General features: G+C 39.6%; 13 protein-coding genes and 1 riboswitch. Of the genes, 9 read left to right on the forward strand and 4 right to left on the reverse strand.

All coding sequences use genetic code 11. The features are described 5' to 3' along the window. Positions 1-93 precede the first annotated feature (93 nt). Positions 94-876 (forward strand): tyrosine-type recombinase/integrase, encoded by a 783-nt coding sequence (locus tag H1S01_RS17355; RefSeq protein WP_188041660.1) that lies wholly within the window; start codon positions 94-96, stop codon positions 874-876. A 430-nt stretch (positions 877-1,306) separates the two neighbouring features. On the opposite strand, the gene H1S01_RS21210 is transcribed toward H1S01_RS17355, so the two are convergent. Next, positions 1,307-1,675 (reverse strand): hypothetical protein, encoded by a 369-nt coding sequence (locus H1S01_RS21210; RefSeq protein WP_207732404.1) that lies wholly within the window; start codon positions 1,673-1,675, stop codon positions 1,307-1,309. A 97-nt stretch (positions 1,676-1,772) separates the two neighbouring features. Here H1S01_RS21210 and H1S01_RS17365 point away from each other — a divergent pair, with 97 nt between their 5' ends. From H1S01_RS17365 to H1S01_RS17385, 5 genes are all read left to right on the forward strand, one after another. Next, on the forward strand, positions 1,773-2,000 hold the full coding sequence (locus tag H1S01_RS17365; protein ID WP_188041661.1) for a hypothetical protein: 228 nt from the start codon (positions 1,773-1,775) through the stop codon (positions 1,998-2,000). A 753-nt stretch (positions 2,001-2,753) separates the two neighbouring features. After that, positions 2,754-4,475, forward strand: coding sequence for a hypothetical protein (locus tag H1S01_RS17370; RefSeq protein WP_188041662.1), 1,722 nt, complete (start codon positions 2,754-2,756; stop codon positions 4,473-4,475). 116 nt (positions 4,476-4,591) lie between these two features. Next, positions 4,592-5,788: a hypothetical protein gene (locus tag H1S01_RS17375; protein WP_188041663.1), complete on the forward strand. Its 1,197-nt coding sequence runs from the start codon at positions 4,592-4,594 to the stop codon at positions 5,786-5,788. 458 nt (positions 5,789-6,246) lie between these two features. Further along, positions 6,247-6,711 carry a Panacea domain-containing protein gene (locus H1S01_RS17380; protein ID WP_188041664.1) on the forward strand — a complete coding sequence of 155 codons (465 nt, stop codon included), beginning with the start codon at positions 6,247-6,249 and terminating at the stop codon, positions 6,709-6,711. Positions 6,712-6,766: 55 nt separating this feature from the next. Then, positions 6,767-8,587, forward strand: a complete 1,821-nt coding sequence (locus H1S01_RS17385) for a hypothetical protein (protein ID WP_188041665.1) — start codon at positions 6,767-6,769, stop codon at positions 8,585-8,587. A gap of 899 nt (positions 8,588-9,486) precedes the next feature. On the opposite strand, the gene H1S01_RS17390 is transcribed toward H1S01_RS17385, so the two are convergent. The 3 genes from H1S01_RS17390 to crcB are packed head-to-tail and all read right to left on the reverse strand — an operon-like array spanning position 9,487 to position 10,648. Continuing rightward, complete coding sequence (locus H1S01_RS17390; RefSeq protein ID WP_423751942.1) at positions 9,487-9,813, reverse strand: DUF190 domain-containing protein; 327 nt, start codon at positions 9,811-9,813, stop codon at positions 9,487-9,489. Positions 9,814-9,827: 14 nt separating this feature from the next. Then, positions 9,828-10,196, reverse strand: a complete 369-nt coding sequence (locus tag H1S01_RS17395) for a fluoride efflux transporter FluC (RefSeq protein WP_188041667.1) — start codon at positions 10,194-10,196, stop codon at positions 9,828-9,830. 41 nt (positions 10,197-10,237) lie between these two features. After that, positions 10,238-10,648: a fluoride efflux transporter CrcB gene (gene crcB, locus H1S01_RS17400; protein WP_188041668.1), complete on the reverse strand. Its 411-nt coding sequence runs from the start codon at positions 10,646-10,648 to the stop codon at positions 10,238-10,240. Between the two features lie 170 nt (positions 10,649-10,818). After that, positions 10,819-10,880: riboswitch (Fluoride riboswitch) on the reverse strand. Between the two features lie 336 nt (positions 10,881-11,216). On the opposite strand from crcB, the gene bioA reads away from it, so the two are divergent. From bioA to H1S01_RS17415, 3 genes are all read left to right on the forward strand, one after another. Then, a complete protein-coding gene (gene bioA, locus H1S01_RS17405; protein ID WP_188041685.1) occupies positions 11,217-12,566 on the forward strand; it encodes an adenosylmethionine--8-amino-7-oxononanoate transaminase in 1,350 nt (449 codons plus the stop codon). 131 nt (positions 12,567-12,697) lie between these two features. Further along, a complete protein-coding gene (locus tag H1S01_RS17410) occupies positions 12,698-13,312 on the forward strand; it encodes a nitroreductase family protein (RefSeq protein ID WP_188041669.1) in 615 nt (204 codons plus the stop codon). Between the two features lie 289 nt (positions 13,313-13,601). Further along, positions 13,602-14,498 (forward strand): DHH family phosphoesterase, encoded by an 897-nt coding sequence (locus tag H1S01_RS17415; RefSeq protein ID WP_188041670.1) that lies wholly within the window; start codon positions 13,602-13,604, stop codon positions 14,496-14,498. The last annotated feature ends 31 nt before the right edge of the window (positions 14,499-14,529 follow it).

The raw sequence follows: 14,529 nt of genomic DNA on the forward strand, positions 1-14,529 counted from the left end.
CATTGCAATCCCTCCATCGAATTTCTCTTTCGACATAGAATTGCAATATTCCTTTAAATCCCTGTATTTACCACTAGGTTTTGCGGGTTAACGTTGTCTGATGGGGCACTAGCAAAACCAATTGAATTGAAAGAGTATCAATCTTACTTACGACATGCATTAAACCGCTCACAGGCCACAATAAGCAAGGCTACAGCAGGGTTAAAGACTTTTTACAAGTACCTAGCTGACCAAGGCATAACTAGTGATAATCCTACGACCAGGGTAAAGATTCAGAAGGTTAACCCCGCTCAATCAACTAGGGGAGAGAGTAAATGGCTTACCAAGGAAGAGCAAGCCAAGTATATAGCCTATGTAGAGCTTGAGAAGAACGAGTTTAAGCGTCTTCGGAACTTAGCTGTCATTGATATGATGCTCTTTGCTGGCCTCCGAGTTAGTGAGGTGGTAGATCCTAAGCTAGAGGATCTTAAGGTCAACGGCAACGTCGAGATCACTATCAGAGAAGGAAAGCATGGTAAATATGCTGTTCTTACTATGCTAGCCAAACATGCCAAGAATCTACGCCTATGGTTGAAGTTCAGACAGTCCTTAATAGAGGAAAAGTATAGGGATTCTCCTTATGTCTTTGTCAGTGAACGAGCTGGACAGTTTACAGCTAGAGGAATCCAACAGATGCTTGATAAGTACGCTAAACTTGCAGGAATGGATAACATAACGCCTCATCGTTTTCGTCATTCGTTCTGTCACAACTTAGCCAGCGCAGGAGTCGGAATAGAGGTTATTAGACGGTTAGCTCGTCATGAGAGCATACAGACAACGAGTATTTATGTAGACCCAAGTAAGGCTGAACAAATTGACGCATTAGAGAGGATTTAATATCCACAAGATACCAACAGACTTATCCACAGAGTTATTCACAATATTCAATTGAAACATCGAAGGACAGTCTAGAGCTATATGGACTGTTCTTTTTTGATCCTTTCAGACTGCAAGGAATAACTTATTTTTACAGACGAAGTTCAAACGTAATAATTAGAACACATGTTCTGTGTATATCTAGGCTTCTTAAGGGTTTGTGTCTCTTAAATACAAACGATCATTCTTTTTTATATCTCGGTCTATTGCGTAGGTTCTCAGTACATTCTGAACAAATAAGAAGATAGTTGATAGATCTCATATATATCTTTATAGATAACTGTCAACTATTTTCATGGAATAAGATTATATATGCTTTTTCGTCTTGAGGGGAGGATCAAATTTGATCGCTCCTGAACAGAAAGAAGCTAAAGATATCTGTGACTAATCTTCATAGTTTGTCAACGGTTATTTTAGAAGGAGTATCAAAATCTAAGTTACAAGTCGGACAATGCCATTCTGGATCATCTAGACCAACTACGCAGCCACCAAGTTTAACCTTACCCATCTTTGATTGTTCAAAAAGCTCTATGTCCGGTTCTCCATAGACGATTGGAATTACGTTATTCCGACCACACTTAGGACATGGAGGTTTTTTCTTTTCAAGGCGCATATTTTCACCTGATTTCATTTTATTTTGCGGTAAGAGTCTGCTGAAACGATTAACAGAAAGGATTGCTGGTATACTGATTGGTAATATCTCTAAGCTTTTTGCTGAAGGTTCGTCTATCAATCCACTTAATGTATGGGTTTTTGACAAATTCCCTTTCGTTACACTTAGAGTTTATTTAAGTTTTCCCAGTGTATGTGGTTACATACGTTTCTTTTTTAGCAACCTATAGATAGGGTGAGAATCTATGAGTAATACAAAAGATAAGGCTAAAGCAATTGAAAACCACCAAAAATGGTGGGGAATGCCAAGAGAACTAAGAAAAAAGCTAGTAGAAAATGTGTGGTGTGTACATTGTCGTGATGTCGTTACGATAGTGAATTATGAGGTTGAGGCAGATAAATTCGGTGTTGTTCTTCAAGGGAAATGCAAGACTTGTGGATATGATGTAGCTAGATTAATAGAAATGGAATAAACAATTTATAAAAACCAAGTTTTGAGGACTCCCAAGGCTAGTGTAAATGGAATACGCTTAGCGGAGATCTATACTTAACAGTAATAAATTTGAGGGTGACGAATGACGACCTGCAAATCTTGTAATCCATAGATAAATGTTCTGTTACCAGGTCGGTAACGGAAGTGGATAATTAGACTGATTTATCGAATTTTACAATCATGCTTTCGTAGTTGCTTACAATTGTAAGGTGCAAAATTTATAATTCAAAGAGGTCATTTATCGGTTACTTCTGAACATGGTGAACAGAAGTGCTCATCATAGTCATGGAAATCTCGTAATCCGCTGATGTTTGAAGGATTCAGAGGGTGTACGAAATGGTACTACATCAAGGTTGAACTCAGGAAATTAACCTCATATGGGTTTGTACCTCACGAAATTTGACGCACAAACATACCAAAACTAATAACAAAGAGGTAGTTAATTTGACGACTCCTAAACTCAAGTCAAATAAACCTTGTCAACGTTACAACCTTGGGGAGTAAGTAACTTGCGTTCTACCCTCAATTTGAGGGTGGAAGGGATCAGAGCATAAATAATTATTTCTTGACCAGATAATTTAATCAGGATAGTTCCCCTCCTAATGGGACATTATAACTTGATAATAGTTGATAGATTTCAATTATATCTTTATAGAAAACTATCAACTGTTCGCATAATGCTTACTAATCTGTGGGATACTTCGCTCAACAACTTGACGAAGGATGACCACGAGTGTTTGAACTATCCGAACGGTATAACGCTTTTACTTTCCTACAGTACTTTCATGGAAAAGACCTTGAACATACCTTTGAGATACGACTATTGCAAGACCCCGGCGGATTACTGGTTGCGTACCCAAGAAGTTTACTTATCCATCGGGGAGAGATTTATACAGGTAAAGAGAAGAGAAATACGAACTCAAAAATCAAGTCCTGGTCTGATTTGAGTGAGGTAATATCTAAGCATAACGAGCATGGGATCATGGGTGTTTTCTTTACACCGAATAGTCCATATTTTGAACAAATGGGTGGAAGTCATAGCCGAGATCTTGATATCAATAGAATATCGAGTCAGTTCGTTGATATTGACGCTCCAAAGCAACTGAGAAGAGATAAACAAGCTCTTGAATCGTGGAAAGAACGACAGGTTGAAAGGCTACTTAATCATCAGATGCTTCCTTCGTTTATAATCGATACAAAGAACGGGGTTCATGGGTATTATCTCTTGTCTGACGAGGCTGAATTAGATTTATTTAGGCCAATACAAGCTCAATTAGTGGAGTGCTTCGAAGGTGATAAAGCCTGTATAAATGAATCCAGGGTAATGCGTCTGCCGTATTTTAACCATATTAAGAATGCTCTTGAACCATTTATGACTACGGTTAAGGTCTGGAATCCAGAAAGACGTTATAGCCAAAGAGAGATCATGGAGTCTTTCCCCGCTCTTAAAGAGGAAGTAAAGAGATCGCTTACAAGCATTAGACCGACTAATCATGAAATAGTCGAACAAGTAAACGCAACAGAACAACCCGAAAAGAGCTACGATGGGAAACACATAGCCATCATTGAAGCTGTTAAGAACCATTTAGATCCAACATCAGAGACAGATGAAAAGCTAAGATGTCGCTGCTGTCTGCCAGAACATCCAGACAAAAAACCATCAGTTTGGTTTAGTAAAGAAACGTTTTGGTATCATTGCTCTGGTTGTGGAGCAAATATTCCACTTGATGAACTAGCAACAAGCTTGAAATGGAAAGACGTTATTGACCTTCTTAACATTTCCCGCCTAGATATTGCCGAGTCTGTAAAGAAAATAAGAGATAAGGCCATTGACGTTAGTTCTATGCCTGAGCTAGAGCTAACTGATGATGAGAAAGCAATAAAACAACAGATATTAGATGATGTTCTTCGTAAGTTTGAAGAAGAGTTAGGCCAAAGTCCAAATAGTAATTATGTAAGGCAGTTTGAGGATTTAATTACAATCCTTGTTAAGAAATTACCCGCTGAGTTCCTTGTACCTATGCAAATGGGTGGAGGCAAGTCTCTAGTTACTCAAATCTTTATTATCGAAATGGTTAAACTCGATCCTGATTTCGGATTAATCCTTGTTGTCGAGCGAAAAGAGAATGTCCGAAGGATAGCCAAAACAATAAACAAAGCTGTCAGGAAAGAAATAGCCTATCCAATGTACGGGTTTGAAAAAGAAGAATGTCAATCGAATGAACTACATGGAACTGACTTCATTCGTTGTATGTCCAGTAAAGTTTGGAAGAAAAATCGATGCGCTTACACCTTTAGAGACGTTGATTGTAAGTACTATAGGCAGAAATTCGAGTTTAAGCAATATCCTGTCATCATCATGACTCATCAGCGCATGTACCTCGAAGCAGTGTGTTTGCTCGGAAATACAAGCATTTCGAGCGGGATGGGGGATTATTCCCTCGAACAAGGCTAATCATTGATGAAAGGCCGATACTGGTTAAAAGCCATACAGTGTCCAATACGTTCTTTTCTAGCAATATCAGAAAGATAGAGCACGAACTAATATTTGAAGATAACGCACAGGAACTAATGGCGGAACTGGACGGTGCAGTATCAAGAATAAATACGATTCTAGAAATCTCAAAACTTGTACGAGAACAGATTGAACCAGTTCTTTCCGACTTTAAGTTTAGTCAAGAGCTACATGAGTTTATGATAAAGTACTTTGCTATCGGAGATAAGGCCTATGAAACGTTTCTAGCCATTGAGAAAATATTGTCTCTCGGTTGTATCAAAGAAACGAATAAAAATAAAACGGTTTCTTTAACTGTTTGTGAATATAGGGACTACCCGGATAATAAAGAGTTTGCCACTGTAATCCTTGATGGAACAGCAGATTTAGATAAGACTTACCGACATGAAGACTATAATCTTGTTCGGTTTGAACCTATTCGTACCTATGAGAACTTGGAATTTTATTTTTGTAATACTATTAGCTCATCAAGAACAGCACTCAAAAGGCTTGTTAAGGGACTTTGTTTAGACATTGAAGCTATAGCTAACAGTCATTCAAATGAAAAGATTTATGTCCCAGTATATCTAGAATTTGAGAGGGAAGTATTGAGAGAATTAAGGGAATACGTTGATAAAGGTCAGATCAAGGTAGCTCACTTTGGGGCAACAAAAGGAAGTAATGCATTTAACGACTGTAGCATCACTGTCGTGGCTGGCATTCTACACAAGAAAGAAGGCTATTACCTCGCTATGTCAAAAGCAATTCGAGGTGTGCTTAAAGACCTTGGCGTTGTTCAAGACCCAAATAAACAAAGACGATTTAAGGATCAAGAAGTTGAACTGATAAAACTTCATGATATGGTGGTTGATTACAGCCAGGAAATAGCTCGTACCAGTCAGCGTAACAATACGGAAGATGTTCCTGGCAAGGTATTCATCTTTACAAGGGATAGAGCTTTCATTGAGGCTATAAGAACTAAATTCCCCGGTTCTCAAGTTAAGGACTGGACACCATTGGGGATGATTGAGAACAAGATTGATTACCGCTCAAATAATGAAAAACAGAAGAGGTATAAGGGTATTTTGATCGACTATAGAGATGATCCACTAGCCATAATTGCTCTTGAAAAACTGGGTGAGTGGTTAAACATGAGCAAGAGTAGACTTTCAAAATTTCTTGATGATAATAATGAACTTACTGATGGTAACGGATTTAGGGTTATAAAGAAAGGGAGAAATAAATACCTCGTTAAAAAGGGGACTAAACTTTAGGGAAAAAGTAATCGCCTATCTCGTAAGTGATATGGGTATTGTTTTATATAGAGTTAAGGCTAGATATATAGGAATGATGCTATTGATGTTAAAAGTAAGAACAAAAATCTAAAATAAAGCACGTGTTCGGTCTTTAGAGAGAGTAAGCTATATGAATTGGACGTAGCGAGGTAGAAGATTAAAACGATATCGTTCTTGCTAGTTCGGCTATCTGCTAAGCTTATGGCTGAGAAGAATGGTTATAAGATAGCACATATTAGACTAATTTCATATAATAATAATTACTAACCAACAATAATATTAAAAAATACCTAGACAACAATACAACATATTGCTTAAACGATTTATGAAAATTGCTAAGGCAAAGACACTTTCTTTGCGAAAACCAATAAAAAAGTAATGACAAGGATGTTTAGAATAGGTATAATATAGTAAAGACACCTTTTAGGAGGGATAGTATGCTTGAATCCGTTTTTGATGTTGCTGACTTTTTTATTTCAAAAAGCAAACCAAAATCCGACTGGGCTATTACCCACCTAAAACTTCAAAAGCTCGTATATTATGCACAAGCATGGCATTTGGCTTTATATAATGAAAAGCTTATCGATGCAAAATTTGAAGCATGGGTTCACGGCCCGGTATGCCCGGAACTTTACAGGGAATATTGCCACTATGGTATTGATGAGATTTTTATCCTCAATAAAAGTGTTCCTAAGAATCTTAACGATAAGACAGAAAAGTTTCTTAATGCAATCTGGAAAGTATACGGCGATAAGAGTGGCAGATACCTTGAAACTTTAACGCACGATGAAAGACCTTGGAAAGATGCAAGGATAGGGTTGAGTAAAGATACCAAGTCAAACCGTGTTATTTCTGAATCTGCAATGGCTGAATACTATAGTAGTCTAAAAGGGAGCGCATAGCATGTGCTCCCTTTTTCTTTCCCAAGGTAATGTGAATTGAGGTGTATATTAGTAAGTGGATAATGAAATTACGCAATATAATATAATTAAACAAGAAGACACTATTTGGTATATGTTTCTAAGTATTATTTTAACCGCATTAGCATGTGTGGTTATATACACCTTTTCTTTTAGAATACTTCCCGCCTTTATTGAAAAAAGTGGTCTAATTGATGTGAAGTTTGTTATAGGTACTATATATAGTGTTCTATTATTGGAGTCAAATGATAGTACCACCTTAAGGCTTATTTCATACGGGAATACTCCATTGACAGTGATAATACCATTAAGTCTTACTTTTTACTTTTTTACAGTACGAGAACAAAAAGCCGCATCAATTTCGTTAGGTAGTAGTATTGGGTACAACAAGATTTTGTACATATTTTTAATCTTTTCGATTTTTACTCTTGTATATGGCTTTCATCTTCAAAGTCTTTCTTCCCAAATTCAAATAAACAATACGACTTTAAGCATGTCAGATAGTCAATATTCAAGAATCCTTATCTGGTTGTTCATTAGCGTTATTTCGTATATTACTATTGTCATTGCAGTAATAGACCTCTTAAGAAAGCTAAATACCAATTGGGTAATAGCGCATATAATCGGTAAAACTAGCGGTAGATTTGTTGAACTAACGAAAACTAAATCAATGAGTACCCGTCAATACAATAGTCTGCATACCTCAATTGAGGGTATTTATCAAATCTTACATTTATGTATAGAAAAAAATATGGACGAATTATATGTGAATTCTATATTTAGATGGAATGGTATTGTAAGGTGGTGGATTAGAGCACAAGTAGACGAGGTTGGACAAAACTGTGTTGATGATAAAAAAGAATATTATAAACAAATTAGTTCGATTTATAGCGCTATCCTAAAAGACCATATTGCTTTAATTATGGCGTTACACAAATCGCATAAGATAAATTACGCAACGACAGCTATTAAGAATTTTTTTAGCTTTTGTCCCTTGACAAATAGAATACACATACATTTCTTAAGCTCATTGTATGAATTTTGTTTATTAATGATCAATGTAGACATCAATGCTTTAAGAAATGTCTTAGAGGGAATGGAGAATTTATATAAGGATTCAAACCTTATGATAAGAGTCGGCATTCTAATTATTTATAAAGCGCTATTATCAAAGGCTATTAAATCCAAAGATGTAAAGATACTATCAATAGTATGTTATTCTATGTTATCTTCTATTGAAAAGGAAAACGAATTTTATAATGATATTGAAGACGAACTCTTGCAAGAGATTGGAGAATCAGCTTTAATAGGAGCTAAAGATAAGAAAATTACAGATAGGGATAAACAAACTAATTTATACTGCGTTATATATATTTTGTTCCAATCGGCAGTTAAAAGTATAGAATTATCTCACTATGAGTGTACAGGGTTTTTAGTAAAATTTCTAGCGACTAACTTTGATAGTACCGACTTAAACTTGGTGCTCAAAGAGTTTATAGAGAATAAAGCAGTAAATAACCCGTACATCCAACAGAGGAATTACTATAATGACATAAACGTAGATCTTTATATAAACAGCAAAATAGTATCTTACTTTATAGACAAACTTGTGGTTTTGTTATACGCCCAGCAAGTGTATATGATAAAGGATAGAGTGTTTCTTGTTAAAGAAATTAAAGAACCTATTGCTAAATACTACCTCAACTCTAAACAACTAGATTATGTTATAGAAAAGTTAGAATGTAAGGAAGAAAAGTTTGGCTTGCTATGTCTGGGTGAATTAAAGGATTTACTAATACGTAGTGATATCTTTCGATTGCATGAATTACTTTCTGACAGAGTTAAGGTTATGCGTTAATATTAATAAATTGTTTACATGTGATTATTCTAAACTTAGTTATACAGTCGACAAATTTAACGTACTCCTTGGAATGTAGTCCTAATTGGCTAGCCGTATGAGAAAGGTTGCGATTTTTCTTATATTATAATTGATTTAGACACTGGCGAAGGGAAATCACTCGGTCAACCTAAGATTTACTTAATAAAAGAAGCGATTAATCAGGGTAAGCTAGCGTTGTAGAATAACAACTTCTTAATTATATTGTTAATCAGTGGGAACGTCTTCATGCTCATTGAATGAGGGGGTTATTAGTTTTTTGGTCGATATTGCTCTCTGGTAGGGGTAACAAATTTTTATTGAAATTAGTTTTTCTTACAATAAAAATGTGACTGATATCGGTTATTTGGTTGACTCTCTTGACAATCGTAGCTACAAAGATTTAATATTAGAGGTGAAAAATAACTAAAGACTTGATTATTGTAGCTAGAGGATTCTCAGAATTAAAAATCCAATAATGTCAATGGCTAGAGGGTTGTTTTACAAATGTTGGTCTTGAAAACCGTTGAAGTCGTGAGGCTTCCGTGGGTTCGAATCCCACCCTCTCCGCCATCTACATAACAGTGTTTTGTGATAATCAAATAGAATAATTAAACCGCTGGAGCTAAAAGGCTTTTAAATCGCCTTTCTACGTCCAGCGGTTTTTATGTTTTCTAGCCGAATAAAACGTCAGAGAAGATGGTCCGAAAAAATCAAAGGTATCTTATGCACTCATCAAAAGCCCCGAACGGTTATTATGCCAAAAAAGTTACGCAAGAATCGCCATTCCTGCCGGCGGCAGTTCGCTAACATCGGTATGGACGATGGGACTCATCCATGACAAAAATAATTTTGGTGCTTCGGCAGGGTAGGTGGGTAGCTCACCCTTGCTTGATCACATCGACATCAAAAGTGATGACCAATCCCTTTTTGACCATTGCCGATATCTCGGGTAGAACCTTCTCAATGTTTTCGCTGGTATCGATAGCCTCAATGATCATCGGTAAATCCGCTGATAAATCAAGAATTCGAGTCGTACGGATACGGTTTGCGGCCCCATAGCTTTCCACCCCTCGGGAAACAGTGACTCCGGCCAAACCGTTTTCTTTGAGCTTTAATAGGATCGCATGATATAAAGAAGTATTGCCGAACTTCTCCGTTTCACCTACATATATCTTCAACAACTTCGCCTTACCCGGTGTTAACAACTTCATCGACTCCTTTACCATAACGTTACGCTGATTCCCAAGGCACAAGCGAGAAGGCCCGCGATCGTGCTTCCGGACGTGTACAGGAAGAAATGTAACCATTCGCCATCTTCCATAAGCCGGATCGATTCATAAGTGAATGTGGAAAAGGTCGTGTAGGCTCCTAAAAAGCCGACTTGAAAGCCATATTTTTCAATGAGGATTCCTGCCGGATCCGCTGCCATATTCGATGCCAATAACCCGAGAAAAAAGGCTCCCGTCACATTGATCAAAAACGTGGCCAAGGGGAACGAAAGAGCAGATTTTTGTGATAGGTATTTCCCGATGGCATATCGGCTTACTGCGCCGCCAATGCCTCCAACTCCAATGATAAGTAACTCCATCGATTATCTCCTATCAAATAGAGGGTCTCTCCTCGATTTCCTCAACGCTCGCTGGCTTTGTTTCTCTGGTAGTTCGCTATAGTCCTCGCGGTAAATAATCCAAAGGCAGACATGGCGATGCCAAGAAAAACACTAGAGAAAAGATAGATTCCGAAATTCCAGTATTGTGATTGTTGAAGCAACTTGATGCTTTCCAATGTAAAAGTGGAAAAGGTTGTATAGGCGCCTAAAAATCCCGTTGATACGCCCAAGCGGATGTTCGGATTCACTGAAACTGATTCCAAGGTTAGAGTAAGGAACAAAGATAAAATGTAGCATCCCGTAAGATTTATCATGAGTGTTCCCCATGGGAATCCTCCGCTTTGTTGAACGACAGGCAAAAATAATTGCCCGATTTTATAGCGAAAAATGGCCCCGATAAACCCACCGATCGCAACCGACAGATAATTCATCCTAGACTTCAATATCCTTTCCGTGCAGCGCGGATCATCCGAGAAGGATAGAGGTACTGTCGCGCTGACAATCCGATTATTCCCCGTACCTCGTTGCGGACATCCTTAAACCTCACTATTGGGCATGACGATCTCCTCCTCCTGGAAAAAAACAAACTCCTACCCGAAAATATCGAGTAGGAGTCATCATCCATCAAACGGCTTTACCGCGAACTCCATCGCGTGATTCACGTAACAAGGACCTACGTTTATAGTTTATAAGTCCAGAGGATCGTCGTCAAGAAAAAAGGTGACTATTTGGAGTGCACTTACATTATTAGAGGCAGTACCTTCGACGTTGCTTGCCGTAGCAACTCGAAGATAGTATCGATTAGGCAATTTGATTGAAGACGGATGTCCTCCCCTACAATGCTGAATCGTGTTTAAGCGATAGCCAAGCGTTCAATTGGGTCATCCCCTTTTTGAATTGTTAACAGCTGACTATAAAACTGGTTTACAATCAATGCGCCCTCTGCTTTAATTGAAATAGAGTAAGTTTTTACGTTGGGAGATGTTTCGTTTGAACATGATGAGCAAGCTGCAAGAGAAAGATTTACAATACATCTGGCATCCCTGCTCACAGATGAAGGACTATGAAGAGTTAAAGCCCTTGATCATTGAAAAAGGACGTGGGCCTTATCTTTATGATGTCAACGGTAAGTCCTATTTGGATGCGGTGTCATCGTGGTGGGTAAATCTATTTGGGCATAGCAACCCACGGATCAATCAATCCATTAAAGAGCAGATTGAGAAACTTGAGCATGTGATTTTCGCAAACTTTTCACACGAACCGGCCATCCGATTGGCAGAAAAGATCGTTTCGATTACGCCAGAAGGGCTCAATAAGGTGTTTTTTGCCGACAATGGTTCCTCGGCGATTGAGGTTGCCTTGAAGTTGAGTTTTCAATACCATCAACAGGCTGGGATGAGCCAGAAAAAAAGGTTTGCCGCCTTGACCGACGCCTACCACGGGGAGACCCTGGGGGCTTTATCGGTCGGTCATATCGATCTCTACAGCCAAGTCTTTAAGCCCCTGTTGTTAGATACCGTTCGAGTGGAAGGACCAGACTGCTACCGGTGCCCGTTTGGAGAATCGAGAGAGCATTGCGATGCCCCATGCTTTACCCATATGGAGCAATCGATTGCAGAACACCATTCGACTTTATGCGGAATTATTATTGAACCGCTTATTCAGTGTGCAGCGGGGATGAAGATGTACCCGCCGGTCTATCTGAAAAAAGCAAGAGAGATCTGCGACCGGTATCAGTTACACTTAATCGCCGATGAAATTGCCGTCGGTTTCGGAAGGACAGGCGAGATGTTCGCATGTGAGCACGCTCAGATTCGTCCGGATATCATGTGTCTATCGAAAGGGCTCACCGCTGGGTACATGCCGCTCGCTTTAACGGTCGTAACCGATCAAATTTATGATGCTTTTTACGCCGACTACATCGAGCAGAAAGCTTTCATGCACAGTCACAGTTATACTGGTAACCCTATCGCTTGCGCAGTCGCCTGTGAATCGCTAAAAATCTTTGAAGATGACCAAGTCATCGAAAGCAACAGAGAAAAAGCTTCCTACATAGCCCAAAAAGTCATAGAACAGGGTAACGATCATCCCTATGTCGGCGAGTATCGCCAACTAGGTATGGTGGGAGCGATCGAGCTTGTGGAAGATAAGTCATCGAAAGGCGGTTTTGATTGGAAAAAGCGAATCGGTTACCGGATATACAAGATCGGTTTGGAAAAAGGAATCATCCTGCGGCCGCTCGGAAATATCCTCTATTTCATGCCGCCCTATGTCGTGACCAAAGAAGACATTGATTTTATGGTCGATACAGCATTTTCGGCAATCAACGAATTTTTTGGGTTGAAGTAAAGGGATGTGCAAAACAACGGTATTATGGGTTATTAATCTAGACGGATGAGAGATAGCAAATTCGGCGATATAATAAAACTGAATTAGGCAGGGAATGATACGCAGAAAGCGATCGGTAAGGAGGAAGCACGTTGGATGTCATCGAGGCCATCAGCAAACGCCGGAGCTGCCGCAAGTTTAAGGACGAACCCATTCCAGATGAGAAAGTAACCGCTCTTTTAGAGGTAGCTCGACTGGCCCCATCGGGGGGAAACATTCAGCCTTGGCGATTTGTGGTAGTGAAGAGTGAAGAGACGCGAAATCAATTGGCACAGGCGACACCGATGCCCTTTGTACCGAAAGCTCCAGTGGTTTTCGTCTGTTGTGTCGATAGCCAAGTCTTTTCACCTGATACCGTCGGGACTCGGTTCCACGAGTTGAAGGAAGCAGGGGCCTTTTTAGGGACTCCTCTCGAAGAAATGCGGCCAGAAGATTATGCCAAGCGCCGCAACAGCGATCCTATCGCGGCGAGAGCCTATCTGGGGCTCAATGCGGCTATCGCTATCGATCACATTACGTTGCGGGCTGTGGAGTTAGGCTTAGGGACATGCTGGGTAATGATGTTTGACCAAGAAAAGCTTAAAAACATCTTAAACATCGAAGAGCGATACCATGTAATTGCATTATTGCCCGTGGGAATTCCCCAAGATGTTCCGGGACCGAGGCCAAGAATACCGATCAAGGATGTATTGTTGAAAGAAATTTAAGGTACTCAACTCCACGAGAATCCTCTTTTTTATTTTTACATTTGTACACCCTTCGAAACATTTATGGGCGTTGGATAAGAAAGCAGTTTAACGAATATTGGCTTGAAAATGAAAAGGCCGTTGTTCTTCTTAAGGATGAAGGACAACGGTCTTTCGGTTTCCAATCAAGCGCTCAAGGTTTTGATTTCAAGAACTTCGTATCTTTTACGAATGTTAAAAATTTGACGACAACTTAGTAGATGCAAAACAGATGGATTGCGTTATAATTGTCGAAAAGGAGTTGAGGTTTATGATCCTGGTTATCGGCCACAACTACAGATACACCGATGCTGACAGTTTGATCAGTTCCATCGTTTTGGCCGATATCCTGAACCAAACGGGTCGACCGGCTCAAGCGGTATTGATTAACCCCAGTCCCTATGTGATAGAACACAAGACATTATACCGGCTGTCCTTTTTAGATCTGACTATTCCGCCGGTCGTTGATATCGAAACCATCGAGGATAACGATCTGGTTCTGGTGGACCATAACGACCCTATAGAATCCTATGGCCAGTTGGGCATCACCAAGCAGCCGCTTCTTTGTGTGGATCACCATACGCTGGTGAATCACAATATTCAGGAGATACGCATCGAAGCGGTAGGAGCAACCTGTACGATCATCGCCAAGATGGCTAAGGAGCTTGGCGTGGCACTATCGGCGGCTCAAGTCAAGGCGCTCATCTACGGAATTGTCATCGATACGCGGGGACTCACCAGCAATAAAACCTCTGAGGAAGACCGCATCGTACTAGATGATCTTTATTCCCAGTACCCCATCGGGGAAACTGTTGAAGAAATCTCCCGGAAAATGATTGTTCCTGATGACATCACCCAAATGAGCATTGACGAGATCCTGCACTGCTCCTTAAAAGAGTACGCCGATGGTCGCGTGGGAATCGCAAACGTAGAAGCACCCAGTGCCGAAGTTTGTGAAGGCCGGATGCCGGAAATCCTGGATCGAGCGACCCAAATGCACTACGAGGTCTATGGGTTTATTCTCACTTTCGCCGATCGAAACGAGACTTTGGTTTATTACTTTGACAAAAAGAATCGTTTTCCAAAGCTCGTGCATAAACCTCGGACCTTGTCTCGTTCGAAAGATATCGTGCCCTTTGTGTTGGACCGTCTAAATCAGACCATTTGAACGATAAAAGTACAAGAACAAAGTACTACCA

Origin of the sequence: Heliobacterium chlorum, from assembly GCF_014502795.1 — a bacterium.
Classification (GTDB): domain Bacteria; phylum Bacillota; class Desulfitobacteriia; order Heliobacteriales; family Heliobacteriaceae; genus Heliobacterium; species Heliobacterium chlorum.

What these genes read in the sequence shown, in the direction of transcription:
- H1S01_RS17365 (WP_188041661.1), top strand. Translation starts at nt 1,773, where the DNA reads ATGAGTAATACAAAAGATAAGGCTAAAGCAATTGAAAACCACCAAAAA.
- H1S01_RS17375 (WP_188041663.1), top strand. Translation starts at nt 4,592, where the DNA reads ATGGCGGAACTGGACGGTGCAGTATCAAGAATAAATACGATTCTAGAA.
- H1S01_RS17380 (WP_188041664.1), top strand. Translation starts at nt 6,247, where the DNA reads ATGCTTGAATCCGTTTTTGATGTTGCTGACTTTTTTATTTCAAAAAGC.
- H1S01_RS17395 (WP_188041667.1), bottom strand. Translation starts at nt 10,196, where the DNA reads ATGGAGTTACTTATCATTGGAGTTGGAGGCATTGGCGGCGCAGTAAGC.
- crcB (WP_188041668.1), bottom strand. Translation starts at nt 10,648, where the DNA reads ATGAATTATCTGTCGGTTGCGATCGGTGGGTTTATCGGGGCCATTTTT.
- bioA (WP_188041685.1), top strand. Translation starts at nt 11,217, where the DNA reads ATGAGCAAGCTGCAAGAGAAAGATTTACAATACATCTGGCATCCCTGC.
- H1S01_RS17415 (WP_188041670.1), top strand. Translation starts at nt 13,602, where the DNA reads ATGATCCTGGTTATCGGCCACAACTACAGATACACCGATGCTGACAGT.